Origin of the sequence: Glaciihabitans tibetensis, from assembly GCF_003003265.1 — a bacterium.
In the GTDB taxonomy this organism is placed as follows: domain Bacteria; phylum Actinomycetota; class Actinomycetes; order Actinomycetales; family Microbacteriaceae; genus Glaciihabitans; species Glaciihabitans tibetensis.
This window is the reverse complement of sequence record NZ_PVTL01000005.1, coordinates 177,536-197,904: the sequence shown is the minus strand read 5'-3', so window position 1 is coordinate 197,904 and position 20,369 is coordinate 177,536. Positions and strand designations below refer to the sequence as shown.

Genomic DNA, 20,369 nt, shown 5'->3' with positions numbered 1-20,369 from the left:
GCGCGGTCAGGATTTCAGTTCGTCGCCGTGCACCGTGACCGCCCAGATGACCACTACGTCGAGAGCGAGCAAGGCGAGCGACCAGAGCGGGTATGCCGCCATAAAGGTGATATTCACTATGGCACTGCCGAACGCCAAGATGACGGTGAAAATGCGCGCCCACAGCTGGCCCGCCAACAGGGCGATACCCGCAACCACGATGAGCACGCCGATCGCCATGTGCACCCAGCCCCAGGTTGTGTAGTCCAGCTGCACGACCAGACCAGAAGCCCGCACGACGTAGTACGTGTCCTGGAACAACGCGACAAATCCCTGGATGAGATGGAAGCTGCCCATCATCACCATCACAACGCCGGCAAATACGACCCATCCGGTCCATGCGGACGGTGCTTCGCCACCTCCCCAGGTGGGTTCCTGCACGCTGCGTGCCCCCGACTGTGCCCCGGTCGACGTGCCCGTGGTTTCTCGTGTGGCGTTCATGTGATTCCTCCATTCGAGCCCAAGGGATGGCCTCGTTTGGCACGCTACTGCGGCGCCTGTGCCGCATCGTCGCCCGAATCGGGTGACGATGCGCGACCGATTCGGGTGATGAGAAGCGCCCGATTCAGGCGGCTTTGCGCGACGGCAGGAAACGAGGCGCGGCGTCAGCCGCGCACGTCCCACAGGTGATGAATGGGGTCGTGAATGAAGTACAGCGCGAAGGTGGCGACGGTGAAGCTGACACCGTCACTGCGGCGGCCCGGGCGCTGCCACTGGTCGCCGGAAACGGTGTCGAAGTCCGCGGCGAGTGCCGCCGCGGCATCCCCCAGCTCCCTCCCCACCATCGCCGGATCCTGCTCGCTGTATCGTTCGGCGAGCGCCGTCGCGTCCTGGTCCCAGTTCGGGTAGAGCGGATCATCCGTCTCGATCATCAGGTGCAACCGCTCGCGGTACAGTCGCAGCACGTCGCGTACATGGGCGGCGTACTCCAGTGGCGACCAGGTGTCGTCGCGCGGGCGGTCCCGCGCATCACTGCGCGCGAGCACCGCGGGCCAGGCCGCCGCGTTCTCGCGGATACGATCGGCCACCTGCTCGGGCGTGAGGGCAGACGCGTCGTAGCCGCATTCGCCGCAGGGCCGCTCGATGACCCAGGTCCAGTCTTTGGTGTCGGGGGTGATGGGCATCTGACCAGTGTGGCCGGGACTCACCGCCGTGGCCAGCGAATTAGTGCCAATTCGGGGTCGGCTTGGGGTGGGGTCGGGGTGGGCCGGACGGGGGCTCGGTCGTGGGCTCGCTCGGAGGTTGGCCGGCGACGTCCGACGTCCGCGACGGTTTACAGGACAGACTAGGAGCCGGCCGCCCCGTCTTGCTCAGGAGTCACCTATGTCCCGTTCGCCCAACCGCCTGATCGGCGTCATCGTCGGCGCGGGGTACACGCTTCTGGGATTTGTCGGGCTGACCGTCACGCTCGGCTCTGCGCCCGGCGACACCGTCGGCGGATTGCTGCTCGGAACCCTCGCCGTGAACACCGTGCACACGCTCACGCACGTGCTCCTGGGGGCCGCGCTGCTCCTGGCCGGGCTGTCGAGCGTGCCCGCTGCCCGCAGGGTGAACATCGTCGTCGGCACTGTCTGCCTCGCGCTGGGCATCGCGGGGCTGTTTCTGGTCGGCACCCCAAACAATCTGCTGGCCGTGAATGCCGCGGGCAATGTGCTCCACTTCGGCAGCGCGGTGCTGCTGCTCGCCGTCGGTCTGGGGGCCGAGAAGGCCGATCGCGTCGGAGCGTAGGCGAGGAGCGCGGGGCGAGGAGCGCGGGGCGAGGAGCGCGGGGCGAGGAGCGAGGGGGGGACGCGGGGACCCCGTGGCCGCCCGGCAGCTCCCTGCTGATCAGGCCTGGATGCCGGGTACCGCGACGGCCCGCGACATGAACCGCTGCACGTTGGGGTCGACGATGATGTCGGAGGGGCGGAGCGGTCGGCTCAGGTACAGCCCGTCGAGCTCGGTGATGCGACTGAGCGCGACGTAGGTCTGGCCGGGCGCGAAGGAACGGGACCCGAGATCGACGATGGCCCGGTCGTAGCTTTTGCCCTGTGACTTGTGGATCGTGACCGCCCAGGCCAGGCGGAGCGGAAACTGGGTGAACTCGGCGACGATGTCCTTTTTGAGTGCTTTAGTCGCTGCGGAGTACGTGTAGCGGTACTTCTCCCAGATCGCCGGGACCACCGAGTGCACCTCACCGTCGACCTCGACCCACACGGTGGTGTCGATCCGCCGCACGGTGCCGATGCTGCCGTTCACCCAGCGCTGCTCTGCGTCGTTGCGCAGGAACATCACCTGGGCGCCGATCTTCAGTTCGAGCGAATCATCCGCCGGATACGCTCGCCCGCCAAACTCGCCCGAGATCTCGGCCCGTGCGGTCTGGGACTTACCCGGCAGGCGTCCGAGCGCGCTGGCGTTGATGCGGGTCACCGTGCTGTTGGTCGTCGCGAGAGTGATTGCTCCCTCGGTGGGCGCGGGCCGAGCGCCGGTGGAATTGAGGCGACCGGCGATCTCCGCCGTGACGCGTCCGTGCCGCACGGCATTGAGCATGTGTTTGAACTCGTCTTCGTGCTGGCGATGGATGACGTTGAGCTCGTAGATACGGAGGTCCGTGTCATCCCACACCTTCGCATCAAAGAACCACATCGATCGGTACTGATCCTCGAAGTAGGCCCGCTCGTCAGCATCTCCGGGAACGGGAGCGAGCTGGTACGGGTCACCAAAGAGCACGACCTGCACTCCCCCGAACGGCACGTGGGGCTTCTGGCGCGCCTGGCGGAGGCTGCGGTCGATGGCATCCAACAGGTCGGCGTTCACCATCGACACCTCATCGATGACGAGGGTGTCGATGGTGTTGAGGAGCTTGCGCAGCTCGGCAACCTGCTCGATCTGGTGATCGGCGATCACCCCGATCGGCAGGCGGAACAGGGAGTGGATGGTCTGCCCGCCCACGTTCAGCGCCGCAACGCCCGTGGGCGCACAGATAACGATCTGCTTCGACGTGTTCCAGGAGAGGTGGTTCAGAAGGGTGGACTTGCCCGTGCCCGCACGCCCGGTGACAAAGATGTTCTCGCGGGTCGTCTCGATCGCGTCGAAGACCGCCTGTTGCTCGGCAGAGAGCGTCAATTGCGTCACAGGGGTCTCCACGGGTTGTCTGGCGGTGCGTGTCAAGGCTACTCGGGGCAGCGGCCGGTGCGCGGCAGGCAGACCCTCCTGTGCACCCCGGGTGGCTACGCAACTTAGGATGTGGGGATGCGGCGCGTGTTTATCTCCTGGGCGATCGCGTTCGTGGTTCTGCTTGGCGCCTTCGCCGTAACCGTAGTGGCAATGAACGCCACGCTGTACAGCTCGTCCGGTTTTGTGGACACCTACCTGAACGCACTCGCCCGTCAGGACGCCACCAGCGCCCGCGAACTCCCCGGCGTGCTCGCCTCAGAAGACTCCGCGGCAAATTTGCTGACGGATGGCGCGCTCGGCGAGCTCAGCGAAATCGAGCTGATCGGTAACGACGTAGACTCCGACGGCGTCCATACCCTCAGCTACGAGTACAACATCGGCGGTGAACTCGCCGAAAGCTCGTTCCGGGTCGTGCAGACGGGCGCTTTTCTCGGACTGTTCCCGACCTGGAAATTCGAGTCGTCCCCCTTGGCGACCGTCGCCGTCACCGTGCTGCACGACGACCGTTTTCGGGCGAATGCCGTAGACCTCACCGCCGACGACCAGCCCACCGCGTCGGGTGGCTTCCTCGTTTTTGCCCCCGGGCTGTACACCTTCGACCACGAATCGACCTACCTCGAAGCCGACTCCGTCGCGGTTCCCATCAGCGAGCCGGGCAGCGTGACCGCCGTGCAGGTCGACGTGCAGGCAAACACCTACTTCACCCAGCAGGTGTCGAACGAGCTGAAAGAGTTCCTTGACGGCTGCGCGACCCAGGAAGTGCTTCTCCCCACCGGATGTCCCTTCGGCAAAGGTTTTGAGAACCGGATAGACACGACGCCGGTCTGGTCCATCGCGACCTACCCCGATATCGAAGTCATCCCCGGCGAGACAGTCGGGGACTGGCTGGTGCCCCAGACGCCGGCGGCAGCCCACCTGCAGGTCGAGGTTCGGTCGCTGTTTGACGGCACGCGCACCCAATTCGACGAGGACGTGCCCTTCACGGTGTCCTACGACATCAGCATCGACGCCAACGACAAGCTCTTCATCTCGGCGCTGTTCAGCTGACGCGGTGCGCGCTCGGCTTGGTGCGTTCGGGATTGCTCAGCGTGCAGGGCTTCTCAGCGACGCGGGGCGGCGCTCGCCCGGCGAGCCAGCATTTCGTTGTAACTGGCGAGTTCCGCGTCCCCGTCGCGGTCGGCTTTGCGGTCGTACCGTTTCGACTCGCGGCCGTCGCTCCTCGCCCACATCGTCGCGACGGCGATCGCCAGGGCCACAGTCGGGATCTCCCCCACACTCCAGGCGATCCCGCCGCCGTTCTGCTGGTCCGTGATGGCGTCGATGCCGCGGTCCCAGCCGAGCGCCCCATACCAATCGGCGAGCAACAGGCCGGTTCCGGTCATCAGGGTCAAGCCGAAGAAGGCGTGGAACGCCATCGTTCCGAGCAGGATGAGCAGGCGCATCGGGTACGGCGCCTGGTGGGGAGACGGATCGACGCCGATTAGTGACGACACGAACAGGTACCCGGTGAGCAGGAAGTGCACGATCATCCACTCGTGCCCGATGTGGTCGGTGGTCGCCCAGCTGAACAGGGGCGTGTAGTAAAACGCCCAAAGGGACCCGGCGAACAGGATTGCTGCGGGCAGCGGCCGGGACAGGAACCCGAAGTAGCGCGAGCCGACCGCGAGCAGAACCCACTCGCGGGCGCCGCGGCTGCCGTCGGAGCGCTTGGCGACGGTGCGCAGCAGCAGGGTCACGGGAGCGGCGGGAACCAGCAGCACCGGCACCATCATGCCGAGGGTCATGTGGGCGAGCATGTGCGAACTGAACAGGTACTTCTGGTAGAGGTTCACTCCCCCGTTCGTGATCCAGAACAGCAGCAGGATGCCGGCAATCCAGAGCACCGTGCGATGGGCGGGCCACCGGTCGCCCCGACGACGCAGCCGCCACACCCCGGCAACGTAGAAGAAGATCGCGAATCCGCACAGCAGCAGCCAGAGCAGGTCGAAGTCCCACTGGGTGAGGTAGAGCAGCGCCGTCGGCGGCTCCGGTAGGACGCTGCCGGTCAGAAGCTCCGACGCGGTCGGATTGGTCAGCTGCGCTGCGGGCACCTCGGTCTGCGGGGTGGCCGTGCGGGCGAGCGCCGCCGCGACGCCCGAGGCGAGACCCATAAACGCCAGTTCGGCGGTGACCAGCCACCAGAAGTAGCCACGCCCTCCGGTGGTCGAGGCGTTCATCCGCCCGACCAGGAACCGCCGCTGGGCAACACCGAACAGCCCGAGCGCGCCGAGCGCGGCGACCTTGACGAGCACAAGGATTCCGTACGGAGTCAGCAGGTTCTCGAGGGTTCCGACCCGGATCTCCGCGCTGACGTACCCGGAGGCGGCCACCACGATGAACGAGATCAGCGCGAGTGTCGAGTAGCGCTCCACCACAGATCCGAGGCGTTTGCCGGTGAGGAGCGAGCGAGCGCAGACGACGGTGAGGACGCCGCCGACCCAGAGCGCGGCAAAAACGATGTGCAGCCAGATAGCGGTGACCGCGGCGTCGTGCGTCTCGGTTCCGCCGGCGTGGCCCTGCAGCGCCATCGGCACAAGCCCGGCGGCGGCAAGAAAGGCGACGAACACAATCGCGGTCTGGTTGCGCACGGCGAAGCAGAGCACCGTGAGGGCCGCAGCGACGAGCGTCGTCGTCAGCCAGGCCTGCCCGAGCTCGGTCGTGGTCATAAAGGTCGCGAGCAGATCGCCGAAGCGGTCGTCGAAACTGACGGGCTGGCTGTAGATGCTCAGGAACGTGAGAAATCCGGTGGCGGCAGAAGCTACGGTCCAGACCGCGCTGGCTCCGGCCGCGACATCCAACGCCCGCCCGAATTCCGGCTTGGTCTGCGCGAGCGCAAACGCGGCGAGAACCAGACCGCCCAGCGATCCTGCAGCGCCGAGGTTGACCAGGAGCTTGGAGACGGGCAGACCGTAGCGCACGGCGGCGCCGGGGTCGGTGGCGAGCGGGGCGTCTGCTCCCCCGCCGTACGCCAGGGAAACGAAAAGGGTGAGGAACGCCACTAGCAGCAGCAGGGCGGGGCCCAGCGGTCGGGCAAGACGGTTCACCGTAAAAGCTTAGGCGCTTTAGGTGTGCGTCACGTGCGTGTGCACCCACCCTCGGCGTACGCCCACGCGACCGGGTACGCCAAAGGGGACGGCGACCTTTCGGCCACCGTCCCCCTCGAAAAGCAAAAGCTACTTGGCAGCAGCCTTCAGCTTGCTGCCGGCGCTGACCTTCACGCCGAAGCTTGCCTGAATCTGGATTGCTTCACCGGTCTGCGGGTTGCGACCAGCGCGAGCGGCACGGTGCGTGCGCTCCACTGCGAGCCAGCCCGGGATGGTGACCTTGGTTCCCTCGGCCACGGACGTGGCGAGGGTCGAGAACAGTGCGTCGAACACACCGTTGACAGTTGCCTGGCTCTGGCCAGACTCAGCGGCAACAGCGGCAACGAGCTCAGTGCGGTTCAGTGACTTATCAGCCATGAGTTGTCCTCCTCGGACTTTGTGCAATTAGAGACTGTTCCGGCAGGCCGAGGCGCTGTGGAACCGCCTCGAACCTACCAGCTGGACTTGGTAATACCGGGCAATTCGCCCCGGTGCGCCATGTCGCGGAAGCGAACACGGGAAACACCGAACTGGCTGAGGTAACCACGCGGGCGACCGTCAATGGAGTCGCGGCCGCGGACGCGGACCGGCGACGCGTTGCGCGGAAGCTTCTGGAGACCGACGCGGGCGGCCTCGCGGGACTCGTCGGTCCCTGCGGGGTCGACGAGTGCCTTCTTCAGTTCGAGACGCTTCGCGGCGTAGCGCGCGACGATGACCTTGCGCTGCTCGTTCTTGGCAATCATGCTCTTCTTGGCCATTGTTAGCGCTCCTCGCGGAATTCGACGTGCTTGCGTACGACGGGGTCGTACTTCTTCAGCACGAGACGGTCAGGGTCGTTACGACGGTTCTTGCGGGTCACGTAGGTGTACCCGGTTCCCGCGGTCGAACGGAGCTTGATGATCGGACGTACGTCCTGGTGCTTAGCCATTAGATCTTCACCCCACGTCCGAGGATGTCCTTGACGACGGACTCAATGCCGCGTACGTCAATGACCTTGATGCCCTTGGCGCTGAGCGTCAGGGTTACGTTGCGGCGCAGCGAGGGGACGTAGTACGTCTTCTTCTGCACGTTCGGGTCGAAACGACGCTTGGTGCGTCGGTGCGAGTGGGAAATGTTGTGCCCAAAGCCGGGAATGGCTCCGGTCACCTGGCAGGTTGCTGCCATGTGTCTTCTCCTTAGTACCGTAGAGCGAGGTGCTCTACCCAAGATCCCTTGTCGGCACGCGCAAAATCCTCTTTCAGCAGGCCTCTTCGGTGAAGAATCGACCTACATGTGGGGATTGGCGTACATGTGAGTGTGGATACCACTCAACCAAGGAGCTATCCTACGGGGCTGCACACCATCGCGCAACATTATTTGGTGAGCTGGATGCCGCGGGGCCGCGTCACTGGGCGGCGCGACAGTTCGCGCACAGGCCGAAGACGTCCACGACGTGACTCGGCTGGGTGAAACCATGCTCCGCCGCGACCTGTGACGCCCAGCTCTCCACCGCGTCCGCCTCGATCTCCACCGTCAGCCCGCAATTGCGGCAGATGAGGTGGTGGTGATGGCTTCCCGGGGTGCAGGCCCGGTACAGGCTCTCACCCTCCTGCTGGAGCGAGTCGGCATCCCCCTCGACCGCGAGGTCCGCGAGCGCGCGGTAGACCGTCGCCAGCCCGATGGGAGAGCCAGCGTCCCGCAGGGCCGAATGGAGCCCCTGCGCGCTCACAAATCCCTCGGACGTGCCGAGGGCCTCGCGAACGGCCTCTCGCTGCCAGGTATTGCGCTTCACCCGTAACTCCTCGTTAGCTTCCTGCCGATTTTAGCGCCGCGCGCTGCGGTGCGAGCGGGGCACCACGGTTACGTCCAGCTCCGCGGTCGCGCCCCGCACCGCGTTTGCGCAGTGCGAGCAGTCGGCAGACCACATAGATGGTGAACGAGATTGTGGTGATGAACGGGCTGATGGGCAATGAGCCCCCGAGCGCGAGCAGCACTCCCCCGAGCGCAGAAACCAAACCGAAGCCCATGCTGAGCAGCGGTACGAGAACCGGCGACGACGACACCCGCAGCGCAGCGGCCGCCGGGGTGACCAGCAGCGCCAGCACCAGCAGCGACCCGATGATCTGCACCGACACGGCGACCGTGAGGCCGAGCAGCACCATGAAGGCGAGGGCGATAACCCGGGACGGCACGCCACGAGCGGCCGCGACATCCGCATCGAGACTGTCAAAGGTCAGCGGGCGCCACATGACGAGAAGCGCCACAAGCACCACGACACCGATGCCCATGAGCAGGCCCAGCTGCGGGATATCGACCGAGATGATCTGCCCGGTGAGCAACCCGAACTTGTTCGCGCTCCTGCCGGGGTAGAGGGCGAGGAAGAGGATGCCGAGCCCGAGGCCGAACGGCATCAGGACCCCGATGATCGAGTTTCGGTCCCGAGCCTTCGACCCGAGCACGCCGATCAGGATCGCCGCGAGCAGGGAACCCACGAGGGATCCCGTGACCACGTTGGCGCCAATCAGCAGCGCACCGGCCGCGCCGGCGAACGACAGCTCGCTGATGCCGTGCACGGCAAAGGCCATGTCACGCTGCATCACAAAAACCCCGATCAGGCCGCCGACAATGCCGAGAACGGCGGCCGCGATGATGGAGTTCGACAGCAGTACAACCAGCTCGCCGTAGTTTTCGAAGCTGAAAAGGCTCGACCAGAGGTCGCCGAGGGTGTCCATCAGGAGGCGCCCTCTCCGCGGTGAGGATCCGCGTGGTGGTGGCCTTCAGCATGACCATCCGGCACTCCGGCAACGAACACCCGCTCGCCGCTGCGCAGCACCTCAACCGGCGTGCCGTATAGCTCGCTGAGCACGTCGCTGCGGAGCACCTCTGCGGGGGTGCCCTCGCGGAACTGCCCAGCGGCAAGATAGAGAATTCGATCCACCATGCCGAGCACGGGATTGACGTCGTGGGTAACAAAGACCACCGCGGTGTTGTGTTCTCGGCGTCGTCGGTCAATCAGCTCGGACACCCCGCGCTGGTGCTGCAGGTCGAGGCTGAGCAACGGTTCGTCACAGAGCAGCAACACGGGATCGCCCGCGAGGGCCTGTCCGACACGCAGTCGCTGCTGCTCGCCGCCAGACAACTCCCCCACCGGTTGGTCGCCGTAGGCTGTCGCTCCGACGTCGGCGAGCAACTCGTCGACGCGTCGACGCACGGCGCGGGAGGCCAGAGGAACACCGAACCGATGCCCATTGACCCCGAGCGCAACCAGGTCGCGACCCCGCAGCGGAACACCGGCGGGAATCAGCTTCTGCTGCGGAATGTAGCCGATGCGCCGGTCACCGTGGCGCACTGCCGCACCGGCGAGCGTCACCGAGCCGGAGTCAAGTTTTTGCTGGCCAAGAATGGTTTTCAGCAGACTGGTCTTGCCGGATCCGTTGGGTCCGAGTACCGCGAGGAACTCCCCCGGTCGGATGTTCAGGTCGAGGCCGCGCCAGAGGATTCGGGAGCCGAAACCGAGCGATGCGTCTGCGAAGCTGAGAACGGGCGCAGCGGCAGAGTCTGGCGTCACTCCGGGCTGACCGCGGCGGAGATCGCTGCGAGGTTTTCGGTCATCCACGAAATGTAGTCTGCTCCATCCGGGAGCGTCTCGCTGAACGAGACCACCGGGATGCCCGCGGCGTCCGCGGCATCCCGCACCTGCTCGGTCTCTGCCCCGGCGGTCTGCTCGTTGTATGCAAGCAGCGCAACGTCGGTGCCCTCGAAGAGAGCGAGCGTCTGCTGAAGCACCAGCGGCGCGACATCCGTTCCCTCTTCGATTGCCTCAGAAAACTCGTCCGGGGTCCTGTTCGTCAGGCCGACTTCTTCGAGCAGGTACAGCGGCACGGGCTCGGTGATAGCCGCGCCCAGGCCGGCGGTGTTTGCGCGCAGCGTTTCCGCGTCTGCCTCGAGGGTGGCGATCTTCTCGACGAACGCGGCGAGGTTTGCCTCGTAGGTGTCGGCGTTGTCCGCGTCGACGGTGCTCAACTCGGTGGCAATGGCCTCGGCGACGCGCTCCACGCCGTGGAAGCTGTACCAGACGTGCTCGTTGAAGCCCTCGATGTGGTCGTGGCCGTCGTCCTCGGTGTGCTCGTCGGTGCTGGCCTCGTCGGTGCTCGCCTCGCCGGTGCTGGCCTCGTCTGCGTGCTCGTCATCTGCGTGCTCGTCATCGCCGTCGAGCAGCCCGGACACCTCGGACGCGTTGATCACTGCAACGTCATCGTTGCTGGCGGCGTCGAGCAGGGTGTCGATGAAGGGATCGTAACCGCCCCCGTTCTCGATGACGATCGACGCCTTCGAGAGGGCGAGCTGGTCCTGGGCCGAGGCCTCGTAGCTGTGCGGGTCCTGCGCGGCGCCGGTGATGAAGCTGGTGACGGTGACGAGGTCGCCCCCGATCTGCTCGGCAATATCGCCGTAGACGTTGGTCGACGCGACGATGTGAACGGTGCCGTCCGCGGATGCGGCGGGTGTGCTCGCACATCCGGAAAGCGCGAGCGCAGTGAGGGCGACGCCTGCGGTAGCGAAGCTGAGGGATACGGGGAGGCGCATGGTGGGGACTTTCTAGAGTCGTAGGAGGACACCGTAATGATATCCGTTATCAACTATAGGGGAGCTCGCCAGCTTCGCAAATCGAGGCGACCGCCGTGACGGTTGTCCCGGCCATCCAATATGTCGGAACATCGAGGTCGTCGGAACATCGAGGTCGTCGGAACATCGAGGTCGTCGAACCAGCCAGGTCGTCGGACCAGCCAGGTCGTCGGCGACGTCCCATGCGCGCCCCGCGTCTGTCCAGTGTCTCGGTTGTTGCGCCCGTGGCGCCTCTGCCCCTCCCAGCGGGCAGTTCACGACGATTCGGGCAGCACGACGCCGCCGAGCGGCCAGGTCTCGAGCGGTTCCGGCCCGAACACGGTCGGGTGCTGTCCGGTCAACGGGGCGGCTCGACAGTTGCTGCCCGGTCGAGGCGCCCGCGTGATGATTGCTGTCCACTCGCTGATTGCTGTCCACTGGCTCCAGACGGCGGCGATCAGTCCAGGAGTAGTGCCGGCTCCTCCATAACGCTCGCAACGTCCGCCAGGAACCGGCTGGCCACGTCTCCGTCAACCACTCGGTGGTCAAAACTCGCGCCGATGGTGGTGACCAGGCGGGGACGCACCTCGCCGTCGACCACCCACGGCTTCGGCTTGATCGTTCCGAGGGCAACGATCGCAACCTCGCCCGAGTTGAGGATGGGCGTGCCGGTGTCCATCCCGAACGATCCGATATTGGTAATGGTGATCGTGCCGTTCGCCATGTCCGCCGGAGTGGTTTTGCCGTCACGCGCGGTGATCGTGAGCTGCTCCAGCGCGGTCGCGAGCTGCAACAGGGACAGGCTCTGCGCGTCCTTGACGTTCGGAACGATGAGCCCGCGCGGTGTCGCGGCCGCGATGCCGAGGTTGACGTAGTGCCGCACGATGATCTCTTTGTCGGTCCAGGCGGAGTTGACCGTGGGATTGCGACGGGACGCCCAGATGATTGCCTTGGCCATGATCAGCAGGGGAGAGACGCGCACCCCGGCGAAGTCCGTCGAGTTTTTCAGACGCTTTACGAACTCCATCGTGCGGGTGGCATCGACATCGACGAACAGACTCACGTGGGGAGCGGTGAACGCGCTGTTCACCATCGCGGCGGCGATCGCCTTGCGGACGCCCTTTACCGGGATGCGCTCCTCGCGCTCGTCACTCCACTCGGGCGTCTGGATGTTGCGAAAGACGCTCGCCTGCTTGGCCTGGCGCACGACATCGTCGCGCGTCGTCTCGCCCGCGAGCCCCGTCGGAACGACGAGCGACAGGTCGACTCCGAGGTCCTTCGCAAGCTTGCGAATCGGCGGCTTCGCGATGACGACGGCGGACGACGCCGCAGGAACAGACAGCGGCCGCGGGGGAGCGGCGGGGGTCGACGGCGGGGTGCTGGTTGTCGACGCCGCAGCGGCGCCTCCGCGGCGTCGGCGCGATCCGGCATGAGTCTTGGTGCCGTAGCCCACCAGAACCGCGCCCGGCTTGTCCTCCGCGGCAGATCCGACAGCGGTCGCCTCCGAAGATATGCTGCTTGCGGCATCTGCTACCAGCGCGACAGATTCCTCGGAGGGAATGCTGGCAGGTGCAGGGCCAGCGGAGGCGCCAGGCGCATTCGATGAAGCGGATGCCGCGGACCCAGGACCGGCAACGGTGATGATCACCGTCCCGACATCCACCGTCTGCCCCTCTTCAACGAGAATTTCGGCAACCACCCCGGCAAACGGCGACGGGAGTTCGACAAGCGACTTCGCGGTTTCGATCTCCACGAGGATGTCGTTGACCGCGACCGTGTCACCCGGCTTTACGCGCCAGCTGACGATTTCGGCCTCGGTCAGACCCTCGCCCGCGTCGGGGAGGAGGAATTCTAAGTTCGCCATCAGTGCAGTCCTTAGTACGCCAGGGCGCGGTCGACGGCTTCGAGCACGCGGTCGGCGTCTGGCAGATAAATGGTCTCGAGTTTTGCGGGAGGGAACGGTGTGTCGAAGCCGGTGACCCGCAGCACGGGAGCCTCGAGGGAATAGAACGCCCGCTCGGTCACGGTGGCGGCAATTTCGGAGCCGACGCTGACGAAACCGGGAGCCTCCTGCGCGACAACCAGCCGGCCGGTCTTCTGCACCGACGCGAGGATCGGACCGTAGTCGATGGGGGAGATCGAGCGCAGGTCGATGACTTCGATGCTCGTGCCCTCGTCGGCGGCGATGTCGGCCGCCTCGAGAAGAACGCTGAGCATCGCGCCGTGCCCCAGGAGGGTGACCTCGGTTCCTTCCCGCACCACGCGAGTGGAGTGCAGCGGCGCGGAGCTGGCCGAGAAGTCGACCGGGCCCTTCGGCCAGTAGCGACCCTTCGGCTCGAAGAACATCACGGGGTCGTTGCTCGCGATGGCCTCCTGAATCATCCAGTACGCGTCATTCGGGGTGGAGGGGCTGACCAACCGCAGACCCGCGGTGTGCGCAAACAGCGCCTCGGGGCTTTCCTGGTGGTGCTCCACTGCGCCGATGTGCCCGCCGTACGGCACCCGGATCACCACCGGCATCTGGATCTGGCCCTCGTGCCGGTTCGTCAGCTTGGCGAGCTGTGTCGTGATCTGGTTGAACCCGGGAAAGATGAAGCCGTCGAACTGGATCTCGCAGACCGGACGGTAGCCGCGCATCGCGAGCCCGATCGCCGACCCGATGATCCCCGCTTCGGCAAGGGGTGTGTCAATAACGCGCTTCGCACCGAACTCAGCCTGCAGGCCCTCTGTGACCCGGAACACTCCGCCGAGAGGGCCAATATCCTCGCCCATCAGCAAAACCTTGGGGTCGTCCAGCATCGCCTGGCGCAGTCCCGCGTTGATCGCCTTGGCGAGGGGGAGAGTCTGGATGTCGCTCATGCCTGGGCACCGTTCTCATCAAGAGCGCTTTCGTACGCCGCAAGCCATGCTTTTTGCTCCACCACGAGCGGGTGGGGCTCCGAATACACGTGGTCGAAGATCAGCGAGGTGCCCGGGTCCTGAATTTCGAAGGTGCGTCGGCGGATGTCTGCGGCGTGATCCTCCGCTTCGACCCGAACTTCTTCGAAGAACGCGTCACCCTCGCCACGGCTGCGGAGGAAGGCCTCGAACCGCGGAATCGGGTCCCGCTGGCGCCAGTAGTCGAGTTCGGAGTCCTTGCGGTACTTCGTCGGGTCGTCGCTGGAGGTGTGCGCACCGATTCGGTAGGTCAGCGCCTCAATGTAACGCGGGCCCGCACCGGCGCGGGCATCGTCCAGGTTCTTGCGCGTGACCGCGTAGCTGGCCAGCACATCGTTTCCGTCGATCTGCACCCCAGGAATACCGAAGCCGGAGGGCCGCAGGTACAGGGGAGTACGCGACTGGGTGGAGACGGGAACCGAGATCGCCCAGTGATTGTTCTGGAGAAGGAACACCTGCGGCGTCTGGAAGCTCGCCGCGAAGACCAGGGACTCGCTGGCGTCGCCCTGGCTGGTCGCGCCGTCGCCGAAGTACACAATGACGGCCTCATCGGCGTCGAGGTTGCCCGTTCCGGACTTGCCGTCGAGCGCTATCCCCATCGCGTAGCCCGTGGCGTGCAGCGTGTGGGCGGCGATGACGAGCGTGTACAGGTGGAAATTGCCGTGCTCGGCCGGATTCCAGCCGCCGTGGGTGGTTCCGCGCAGCAGCTTGACGATGTCGAGCACGTCGACCCCGCGAATCCGCGCAACCGCGTGCTCGCGGTAGGCCGGGAAGATGTGGTCCTGCGCGCGCGCGGCGAAGCCGGATCCCACCTGGGCGCCCTCTTGCCCGATGCTCGGCACCCACAGGCCCATCTGGCCCTGCTTCTGCAGGTTCGCGGCCTCTTCGTCGAAGCGCCGCACCACCACCATCTGGCGGTGGAACTCGCGCAATTGTTCGTCGCTGAGCGCGTCGATGTAGGGGAGGTATTCGGCGGACGCGTCACTGGTGACGAGCGAGCCCTCGGGATTCAAGAGCTGGATCGTCGCCTCGGTGTAAGACATGAGTCCTAATCTAACGTGGCTCGAGCGGCGCCCGTTCGGAGGTTGTGCACAACCTCCGCCGACGAGGTTAGGAGTTTGTCCACAGCCGCGGACTCTCCCACACTGACGCGAACGCCGTCGCCGAGGGCACGCACCACGATGCCGTTGCGCGCAAATACTGCGGCCGCCATGGCGGTATCGGCCCCGGTGGGCAGCCACAAAAAGTTGCCGTGGGGCCGCGGAATATCCCAGCCCTGCTCGCGCAGAGCCTGCCACAGGCTGTCGCGCAGCTCCGAGATCTGAGCGACCCGGTCGAACAGCTCATCCTCGTAATCGAGAGACGCAATGGCCGCGCGTTGCGCATGGTCGATGACCGAAAGCGGGATGGCTGCTGCCCGCGCGGCATCCATCAAATATTCCGCTCCGATCGCATAGCCCACCCGCAGCCCGGCAAGCCCATACGCTTTCGAGAATGTACGGAGAACTACCAGATTCGGGTAGGTGGTGAGGAGGGGGATGCCGCGTACCGCGGACGGATCCGACACGAACTCGATGTAGGCCTCGTCGAGCAGCACGAGCACGGTCGACGGCACAAGGGCCATGAACCGCTCGAACTCGTCGAGGGTCACGATGGCGCCCGTGGGGTTATTTGGGCTGCAGACCAGAATCACGCGCGTTTTGTCGGTGACGGCGGCGGCCATCGCGGGCAGGTCGTGGCGGTGGTCGGCGGTGTTCGGAACCGTGACGCTCGTTGCGCCGGCGACGGTGACGAGATTGGGATAGGCCTCGAAGCTGCGCCAGCTGTACATGACTTCGTCACCGGGGGATGCCGCGGCCGCGATGAACTGGGCAAGGAGCGCGACCGACCCCGAACCCACGTGAATCTGCTCCGGCGTGACGGAGTACTTCTCGGCGAGGCGCCCGCGGAGCTCTGCCGCGGAGGCGTCCGGGTACCGGTTGACGGTCGCGCCGGCGATCGCGGCCAGCACGGCGGGCAGCGGCTCGAACGGATTCTCGTTGGATGACAACTTGAATGCATCTGCAGCGGCAGGCTTGCCTTGACGGTACGGGGCCATGGCTTCGATATCGGCACGAAGCCGCACGCGGGGGGAGTTCACACGTGCCAGCCTAATTGCGACACCAGATGCGGCGGTGCATAGTGGTCGCATGACAAGATTCCTCGTGCGCCTGCTTATCAATGCGGTTGCCCTCTGGCTCACCACGATCATCGTGAGCGAGGGAGTGCGCGTGGTTCCCTTTGCCCCGGGCGGAACGCTCGAGCTCGTGCTCACCTACCTGCTCGTGGCGCTGCTCTTCGGAGTTGTCAACGGCCTGATCGGCAATTTCATTCGGATCGTGGCTTTCCCGCTCTACATCATCACGCTCGGCCTGATCTCGCTCGTGGTCAACGCGCTCCTGCTGATGCTGGTCGCCTGGCTCACGAGCCTGCTCGGTTTCGGCCTTCAGGTTGACGGGTTTGGCTGGGGAGTACTCGGCGCACTCGTGCTGGCGCTGCTCAGCTGGCTCATCGGAATCCTCCTGCGCCCGCTCATCGGCCGTCGCTAAGCAGCTCAACCTCATCGGCCCTCGCTAACGCAGTGCGACCCCGTCGGCGCCATCGCTAGCGCAGCTCGACCTCGTCGGCGCCGCTCCAGTAGATAGGAACGCCGAGCCGCTCGTGTGATGGTGGCGCGCCGGGGGACTCGATTCGTTCCAGGAGCACCTCCGTCGCACGCCTGCCGAGTTCTTCGCCGTCCACATCGATCGCCGGGACGCCGGGCAGCCCCAGGGCGTCGACGATCGCGCGTTCCGAGCTGATCACGAGGGGCGGGTGGATGTCGCCAGACGCAAGCAACTGGTACTGCACACCGAGTCCGATAGCGGTCGCGTAGGGAATGACCGCGGTCGCCCCGGATGCCCGCACCGCCACGGCGGCGGACAGACCGGCTGCGAACGTCGATGGATAGGGGCCGAGCACGTCGAGGTGGGCGCGCCCGGAGGCTGCGGCGACCACGGCCGCGGTGCGCTGGCGGTCCTGCCACGACCCGGCGGGCCCGCCCATGTAGGCGATTTTGGTGTGTCCCTGGGCGACGAAGTGGTCCACGAGCGAGCCAAACGCAGACGCCGTATCGGCGACCACCGACGGAAGGCTCTCGATCTCCCGGTCGACCAGCACGGTGGGTTTGAGCGTGCCCGCGGCGATGATGAGGTCATCGCTGCCACGAGGCGCCACCACCACGAAGCCGTCCACCTGGCGCGCGAGGCGATCGAAGGTGGCGAGTTCTGTCACCGATTCCAGCGGATGCACGGCCACCGTGAGCTGAAGCCCCGCCGCCGCTGCCCGGCGCTGCGCACCACCGATGATGGGAGTGAAGAAGGCATTGTCGAGGGTCGGCACCACGAGCGCGAGCACGCCACTGCGCCCCCGAGCCAACAACCGCGCGGTGTTGTTGGGTTCAAAGCCGAGCTTCGTGGCCGCGTCGAGGACGCGTTGGGCCGTCACCGGCAGCACCATCTCCGGCTTGCTCAGCGCACGCGACGCAGTCGCCTTCGACACTCCCGCAAGCTGTGCAACGTCTGCCAGCGTAGCCATGCTCGTCCTTTCGATGGCCATCATCCTAGCGGTGGCTTGCAACCGGTACCACCCGCAGTTGACGACTCCTCATTCCCGTGAAACATAGATTTAACAAGCCGGAATTGAACCAGGAAAGACCGTGTCGTACAGTCGTTGCAACCGGTTACATCCGTGCCGACGCCGCTGGGCGAGCGTCGCCCGTCAGATTGGAGGCACGGCATGAGATCTCGTACGACGTCTCTCCTCGTACTGCCCGGGCTGGCGCTTCTCGTTCTCGGGTTTCTGATTCCGTCTCTCGCGATGCTCTTCTCGCCTCCCGGAACCGAGACCGGCGAGATCTTCGTGCGCCTCGGTGAGATGATCACCGACCCGTACGAATTGCGCATCATCGGGCGCACGGTCGCCATCGGGCTCGTCGTTGTTGTTGTGTCGATCACCCTTGGTTTTCCGATCGCGTACCTGCTCGCCCGATCCCAGTCCCGCTGGGCCGGGGTGCTGCTCGCGCTGGCGATCTTTCCCCTCCTGCTCAGCAACGTCGTGCGCACGTTCGGCTGGCTCGTGATCCTCGGCTCCAACGGGGTGATCGGCCAGCTCCTCACCGGCCTCGGTGTGCTCGAGGAGGCCCCCCAGCTTCTCTACACCGAGCTTGCGATTGTGCTCGGCCTGACGCAGCTGTTCCTGCCGCTCGCCATCATCTCCTGCTACTCGGCCGTGTCCCAGGTCGATGCGGGGCTCGATGACGCCGCCCGCGGCCTCGGAGCCTCCCGCACCCGCACCTTCTGGGATGTGGTTGTGCCGCTGTCCCTCCCGGGGCTGGTCGTCGCGGCAACCCTCGTCTTCGCGGGGTCCGTGACCGCCTACACGACTCCATACCTGCTCGGCGGGTCCAGCCAGCGCATGCTCAGCACGCAACTGTTCTCTTACTCCAGTGTGACGATCGACTGGGCGGGCGCCTCCGCGACCGCCATGATCATGACGTTCCTCGTCTTCCTGGTCTCGGGGCTGTCGTCACTCGCCGCACGCAGGGGAGCGACCTCGTGAAAACATCGCGCCCCGTCGCCGGAACCCTCGCAGTCGCCGGCTACATCATCATGATCGTGCCGATTCTTTTCGTGGTCGCCACAGCATTTTCCGCCGGTTCCACGCTGAAGTTTCCGCCCGACGGCCTGTCGCTGCGCTGGTTCGGCGAAGCGCTCAGTTATGACCCGTTCCTGGAGTCGCTCGTCACCAGCCTCCAGCTGGCGGTGGCGTCTACGGCGATCGCCCTGTTGCTCGGGGTTCCGGCGACGATCGCGATCCACCGCGGCCGCCTGCCCGGCAAAAACATCGTGGAAAGTCTCTTCCTCTCGCCGCTGATCGTGCCCGAACTCGTGGTCGGACTCGCGCTGTTCCAGCAGCTGGTGATCACCTACAACCTCGAGAACGCCAGCGTGCTGCTCATCGGTCACACCGCACTGCTGTTGCCTTACGCGGTGCGAGTCACCGGGGCATCCCTCGCTAACGCCGACCCGTCTCTCGAGGAGGCCGCGCGGGGGCTCGGGGCCTCACCGCTTCGCACCTTCGTTACGGTGACTCTCCCTATCCTGCGGCCGGGCCTGTTCTCCGCCGCGCTGCTCGGCTTTGTCACGTCGTTCAACAACGTTCCGCTGTCGTTGCTGCTGCAGAGCAGGGACGCCCGCACCCTGCCGGTCACCATGCTCGACTACGTGCAGCAGAGCTATGACCCCATGGTCGCTGCGACCTCGACCCTCATCCTCGGAGCCACCGTCGTTATCGCGATCATCGCGGAACGCACGCTCGGCTTCGCGAAAATCTTCGGAGGCATCAACCGATGACAGCAGCAGCAGAATTTGTGGAGGTCAGCCAGAAGTTCGGCGACTTCACGGCCGTCGACGCGATCGATCTCAGCATTCCGCAGGGCAAGCTGACCACCCTTCTCGGTCCGAGCGGGTGCGGCAAGACCACATCGCTGCGGATGCTCGCCGGCTACTCGGCACCCACCGCGGGGCGCATCCTCATCGATGGCGTCGACAGCACGAAGCTGCCGCCGGAGAAGCGGGGCCTCGGCATGGTGTTCCAGTCCTATGCGCTCTTTCCCCACATGACTGTCGCCGACAACGTGGGATACGGGCTGAAACTCCGGGGCATCACCGGACCCGCCCGACGCGCCCGCATCACCGAGAGCCTCGAAATGGTCGGGCTCGCCCACCTCGCCGCCAGCCGTCCCCGCAAGCTCTCCGGCGGACAGCAACAACGCGTCGCCCTGGCCCGAGCCATCGCGATTCGCCCGAAACTCCTGCTCCTGGACGAGCCCCTGTCGAACCTCGATGCGCGTCTGCGTGTTCAGATGCGCTCCGAGATTCGCCGCATCCAATCGGAAACCGGCCTGACGGTGGTGCTCGTGACGCACGACCAGGACGAAGCGCTCGAGATGAGCGACGAAATGGTCCTGATGCGCGCGGGCAAGATCATGCAGCAGGGCGCACCCTCGAACGTCTTCGGGTCACCGACCAACCGGTTTGTCGCCGAGTTCCTCGGGTATGAAAATTTCATCACCATGACGGATGGCTCGTTGCACACGGTCCGACCCGAGCACCTTGAGGTCGCTCCAGCCGGGCGGCCCGTCATTGACGGGGGCCTGAGCCTGCCCGGCACGGTCACCGACGTCGCCTACCGCGGGGTCGACGTTCTCGTCACCGTCCAGTCCACCGATCCAAGCGGCCTGAACGTCACGCTCGTCTCCGACCTCCGCGCGGACACCGCGCCGCCGGTCACCGTCGGGGATCGCGTCACGGTCAGCGCCCACCAGACGCGGCTCGTCCCCATCGCCGCGTAAAGCTCCCACCCCACCCGGCGTGCTGCACGCCCTGTGACCGCACGCCCCACGACTGCACGCCCTATGACTGCTCGCGCTATGACCGCTCGCCCCATGACTGC

At 65.8% G+C, this 20,369-nt stretch carries 23 protein-coding genes; 6 read left to right on the top strand and 17 right to left on the bottom strand.

Going from position 1 to position 20,369, the window contains the following annotated elements; all coding sequences use genetic code 11:
- Positions 1-6: 6 nt before the first annotated feature.
- Together B0I08_RS10725 and B0I08_RS10720 are read right to left on the bottom strand one after the other, a co-directional pair.
- A complete protein-coding gene (locus tag B0I08_RS10725; RefSeq protein WP_219905646.1) occupies positions 7-480 on the bottom strand; it encodes a DUF7144 family membrane protein in 474 nt (157 codons plus the stop codon).
- A gap of 164 nt (positions 481-644) precedes the next feature.
- On the bottom strand, positions 645-1,163 hold the full coding sequence (locus tag B0I08_RS10720) for a DinB family protein (RefSeq protein ID WP_106212657.1): 519 nt from the start codon (positions 1,161-1,163) through the stop codon (positions 645-647).
- Between the two features lie 199 nt (positions 1,164-1,362).
- On the opposite strand from B0I08_RS10720, the gene B0I08_RS10715 reads away from it, so the two are divergent.
- The gene (locus tag B0I08_RS10715) at positions 1,363-1,767 is read left to right on the top strand and encodes a DUF4383 domain-containing protein (RefSeq protein WP_106212655.1); all 405 of its coding nucleotides are present in this window, start codon (positions 1,363-1,365) and stop codon (positions 1,765-1,767) included.
- 99 nt (positions 1,768-1,866) lie between these two features.
- Here B0I08_RS10715 and B0I08_RS10710 read toward each other — a convergent pair whose 3' ends face one another.
- Entirely contained in the window at positions 1,867-3,153 is a 1,287-nt protein-coding gene (locus tag B0I08_RS10710; protein ID WP_106212653.1) for an ATP-dependent DNA helicase, read from the bottom strand.
- A 117-nt stretch (positions 3,154-3,270) separates the two neighbouring features.
- Here B0I08_RS10710 and B0I08_RS10705 point away from each other — a divergent pair, with 117 nt between their 5' ends.
- Complete coding sequence (locus tag B0I08_RS10705; RefSeq protein WP_106212651.1) at positions 3,271-4,242, top strand: hypothetical protein; 972 nt, start codon at positions 3,271-3,273, stop codon at positions 4,240-4,242.
- Positions 4,243-4,295: 53 nt separating this feature from the next.
- On the opposite strand, the gene B0I08_RS10700 is transcribed toward B0I08_RS10705, so the two are convergent.
- The 13 genes from B0I08_RS10700 to B0I08_RS10640 all read right to left on the bottom strand — a co-directional run bounded on the left by B0I08_RS10700 (position 4,296) and on the right by B0I08_RS10640 (position 15,933).
- The gene (locus tag B0I08_RS10700; RefSeq protein ID WP_106212649.1) at positions 4,296-6,278 is read right to left on the bottom strand and encodes a bifunctional copper resistance protein CopD/cytochrome c oxidase assembly protein; all 1,983 of its coding nucleotides are present in this window, start codon (positions 6,276-6,278) and stop codon (positions 4,296-4,298) included.
- Between the two features lie 129 nt (positions 6,279-6,407).
- Positions 6,408-6,695 (bottom strand): HU family DNA-binding protein, encoded by a 288-nt coding sequence (locus tag B0I08_RS10695; RefSeq protein WP_106212647.1) that lies wholly within the window; start codon positions 6,693-6,695, stop codon positions 6,408-6,410.
- Positions 6,696-6,769: 74 nt separating this feature from the next.
- Positions 6,770-7,075, bottom strand: coding sequence for a 30S ribosomal protein S14 (gene rpsN / locus B0I08_RS10690; protein WP_106212645.1), 306 nt, complete (start codon positions 7,073-7,075; stop codon positions 6,770-6,772).
- A 2-nt stretch (positions 7,076-7,077) separates the two neighbouring features.
- The gene (rpmG, locus tag B0I08_RS10685) at positions 7,078-7,245 is read right to left on the bottom strand and encodes a 50S ribosomal protein L33 (RefSeq protein ID WP_077054657.1); all 168 of its coding nucleotides are present in this window, start codon (positions 7,243-7,245) and stop codon (positions 7,078-7,080) included.
- Positions 7,245-7,481 (bottom strand): 50S ribosomal protein L28, encoded by a 237-nt coding sequence (rpmB, locus tag B0I08_RS10680; RefSeq protein WP_106212643.1) that lies wholly within the window; start codon positions 7,479-7,481, stop codon positions 7,245-7,247. The genes rpmG and rpmB overlap by 1 nt, the downstream gene beginning before the upstream one ends.
- A 220-nt stretch (positions 7,482-7,701) precedes the next feature.
- A complete protein-coding gene (locus tag B0I08_RS10675; RefSeq protein WP_106212641.1) occupies positions 7,702-8,088 on the bottom strand; it encodes a Fur family transcriptional regulator in 387 nt (128 codons plus the stop codon).
- A 13-nt stretch (positions 8,089-8,101) separates the two neighbouring features.
- Positions 8,102-9,028, bottom strand: coding sequence for a metal ABC transporter permease (locus B0I08_RS10670; RefSeq protein ID WP_106212639.1), 927 nt, complete (start codon positions 9,026-9,028; stop codon positions 8,102-8,104).
- Positions 9,028-9,864 carry a metal ABC transporter ATP-binding protein gene (locus B0I08_RS10665; protein ID WP_106212638.1) on the bottom strand — a complete coding sequence of 279 codons (837 nt, stop codon included), beginning with the start codon at positions 9,862-9,864 and terminating at the stop codon, positions 9,028-9,030. Before B0I08_RS10665 ends, B0I08_RS10670 begins: the two co-directional genes overlap by 1 nt.
- Positions 9,861-10,880: a metal ABC transporter substrate-binding protein gene (locus B0I08_RS10660; protein ID WP_106212636.1), complete on the bottom strand. Its 1,020-nt coding sequence runs from the start codon at positions 10,878-10,880 to the stop codon at positions 9,861-9,863. Before B0I08_RS10660 ends, B0I08_RS10665 begins: the two co-directional genes overlap by 4 nt.
- A gap of 475 nt (positions 10,881-11,355) precedes the next feature.
- Positions 11,356-12,762, bottom strand: a complete 1,407-nt coding sequence (locus B0I08_RS10655) for a dihydrolipoamide acetyltransferase family protein (RefSeq protein ID WP_106212634.1) — start codon at positions 12,760-12,762, stop codon at positions 11,356-11,358.
- Between the two features lie 11 nt (positions 12,763-12,773).
- Entirely contained in the window at positions 12,774-13,757 is a 984-nt protein-coding gene (locus tag B0I08_RS10650; protein ID WP_106212633.1) for an alpha-ketoacid dehydrogenase subunit beta, read from the bottom strand.
- Positions 13,754-14,878, bottom strand: a complete 1,125-nt coding sequence (locus B0I08_RS10645) for a thiamine pyrophosphate-dependent dehydrogenase E1 component subunit alpha (protein WP_106212631.1) — start codon at positions 14,876-14,878, stop codon at positions 13,754-13,756. The genes B0I08_RS10650 and B0I08_RS10645 overlap by 4 nt, the downstream gene beginning before the upstream one ends.
- Positions 14,879-14,883: 5 nt before the next feature.
- Entirely contained in the window at positions 14,884-15,933 is a 1,050-nt protein-coding gene (locus tag B0I08_RS10640) for a histidinol-phosphate transaminase (protein ID WP_245884765.1), read from the bottom strand.
- A 91-nt stretch (positions 15,934-16,024) separates the two neighbouring features.
- Between B0I08_RS10640 and B0I08_RS10635 the strand changes: the two genes are divergently transcribed.
- On the top strand, positions 16,025-16,423 hold the full coding sequence (locus B0I08_RS10635) for a phage holin family protein (RefSeq protein WP_106212627.1): 399 nt from the start codon (positions 16,025-16,027) through the stop codon (positions 16,421-16,423).
- Between the two features lie 55 nt (positions 16,424-16,478).
- Here B0I08_RS10635 and B0I08_RS10630 read toward each other — a convergent pair whose 3' ends face one another.
- On the bottom strand, positions 16,479-17,450 hold the full coding sequence (locus B0I08_RS10630; RefSeq protein ID WP_106212625.1) for a LacI family DNA-binding transcriptional regulator: 972 nt from the start codon (positions 17,448-17,450) through the stop codon (positions 16,479-16,481).
- 201 nt (positions 17,451-17,651) lie between these two features.
- Here B0I08_RS10630 and B0I08_RS10625 point away from each other — a divergent pair, with 201 nt between their 5' ends.
- Genes B0I08_RS10625 through B0I08_RS10615 form a run of 3 tightly spaced genes read left to right on the top strand, consistent with a single transcriptional unit; the run spans position 17,652 to position 20,268 of the window.
- The gene (locus B0I08_RS10625; protein ID WP_106212623.1) at positions 17,652-18,473 is read left to right on the top strand and encodes an ABC transporter permease; all 822 of its coding nucleotides are present in this window, start codon (positions 17,652-17,654) and stop codon (positions 18,471-18,473) included.
- Positions 18,470-19,267: an ABC transporter permease gene (locus B0I08_RS10620; RefSeq protein ID WP_245884753.1), complete on the top strand. Its 798-nt coding sequence runs from the start codon at positions 18,470-18,472 to the stop codon at positions 19,265-19,267. The genes B0I08_RS10625 and B0I08_RS10620 overlap by 4 nt, the downstream gene beginning before the upstream one ends.
- Positions 19,264-20,268 carry an ABC transporter ATP-binding protein gene (locus B0I08_RS10615; protein WP_106212621.1) on the top strand — a complete coding sequence of 335 codons (1,005 nt, stop codon included), beginning with the start codon at positions 19,264-19,266 and terminating at the stop codon, positions 20,266-20,268. Before B0I08_RS10620 ends, B0I08_RS10615 begins: the two co-directional genes overlap by 4 nt.
- The last annotated feature ends 101 nt before the right edge of the window (positions 20,269-20,369 follow it).

What these genes read in the sequence shown, in the direction of transcription:
- B0I08_RS10705 (WP_106212651.1), top strand. Translation starts at nt 3,271, where the DNA reads ATGCGGCGCGTGTTTATCTCCTGGGCGATCGCGTTCGTGGTTCTGCTT.
- B0I08_RS10615 (WP_106212621.1), top strand. Translation starts at nt 19,264, where the DNA reads ATGACAGCAGCAGCAGAATTTGTGGAGGTCAGCCAGAAGTTCGGCGAC.
- rpsN (WP_106212645.1), bottom strand. Translation starts at nt 7,075, where the DNA reads ATGGCCAAGAAGAGCATGATTGCCAAGAACGAGCAGCGCAAGGTCATC.
- B0I08_RS10660 (WP_106212636.1), bottom strand. Translation starts at nt 10,880, where the DNA reads ATGCGCCTCCCCGTATCCCTCAGCTTCGCTACCGCAGGCGTCGCCCTC.
- B0I08_RS10640 (WP_245884765.1), bottom strand. Translation starts at nt 15,933, where the DNA reads ATGGCCCCGTACCGTCAAGGCAAGCCTGCCGCTGCAGATGCATTCAAG.
- B0I08_RS10625 (WP_106212623.1), top strand. Translation starts at nt 17,652, where the DNA reads ATGAGATCTCGTACGACGTCTCTCCTCGTACTGCCCGGGCTGGCGCTT.
- B0I08_RS10645 (WP_106212631.1), bottom strand. Translation starts at nt 14,878, where the DNA reads ATGTCTTACACCGAGGCGACGATCCAGCTCTTGAATCCCGAGGGCTCG.
- B0I08_RS10670 (WP_106212639.1), bottom strand. Translation starts at nt 9,028, where the DNA reads ATGGACACCCTCGGCGACCTCTGGTCGAGCCTTTTCAGCTTCGAAAAC.
- rpmB (WP_106212643.1), bottom strand. Translation starts at nt 7,481, where the DNA reads ATGGCAGCAACCTGCCAGGTGACCGGAGCCATTCCCGGCTTTGGGCAC.
- B0I08_RS10630 (WP_106212625.1), bottom strand. Translation starts at nt 17,450, where the DNA reads ATGGCTACGCTGGCAGACGTTGCACAGCTTGCGGGAGTGTCGAAGGCG.
- B0I08_RS10695 (WP_106212647.1), bottom strand. Translation starts at nt 6,695, where the DNA reads ATGGCTGATAAGTCACTGAACCGCACTGAGCTCGTTGCCGCTGTTGCC.
- B0I08_RS10650 (WP_106212633.1), bottom strand. Translation starts at nt 13,757, where the DNA reads ATGAGCGACATCCAGACTCTCCCCCTCGCCAAGGCGATCAACGCGGGA.
- B0I08_RS10720 (WP_106212657.1), bottom strand. Translation starts at nt 1,163, where the DNA reads ATGCCCATCACCCCCGACACCAAAGACTGGACCTGGGTCATCGAGCGG.
- rpmG (WP_077054657.1), bottom strand. Translation starts at nt 7,245, where the DNA reads ATGGCTAAGCACCAGGACGTACGTCCGATCATCAAGCTCCGTTCGACC.
- B0I08_RS10715 (WP_106212655.1), top strand. Translation starts at nt 1,363, where the DNA reads ATGTCCCGTTCGCCCAACCGCCTGATCGGCGTCATCGTCGGCGCGGGG.
- B0I08_RS10655 (WP_106212634.1), bottom strand. Translation starts at nt 12,762, where the DNA reads ATGGCGAACTTAGAATTCCTCCTCCCCGACGCGGGCGAGGGTCTGACC.
- B0I08_RS10725 (WP_219905646.1), bottom strand. Translation starts at nt 480, where the DNA reads ATGAACGCCACACGAGAAACCACGGGCACGTCGACCGGGGCACAGTCG.
- B0I08_RS10635 (WP_106212627.1), top strand. Translation starts at nt 16,025, where the DNA reads ATGACAAGATTCCTCGTGCGCCTGCTTATCAATGCGGTTGCCCTCTGG.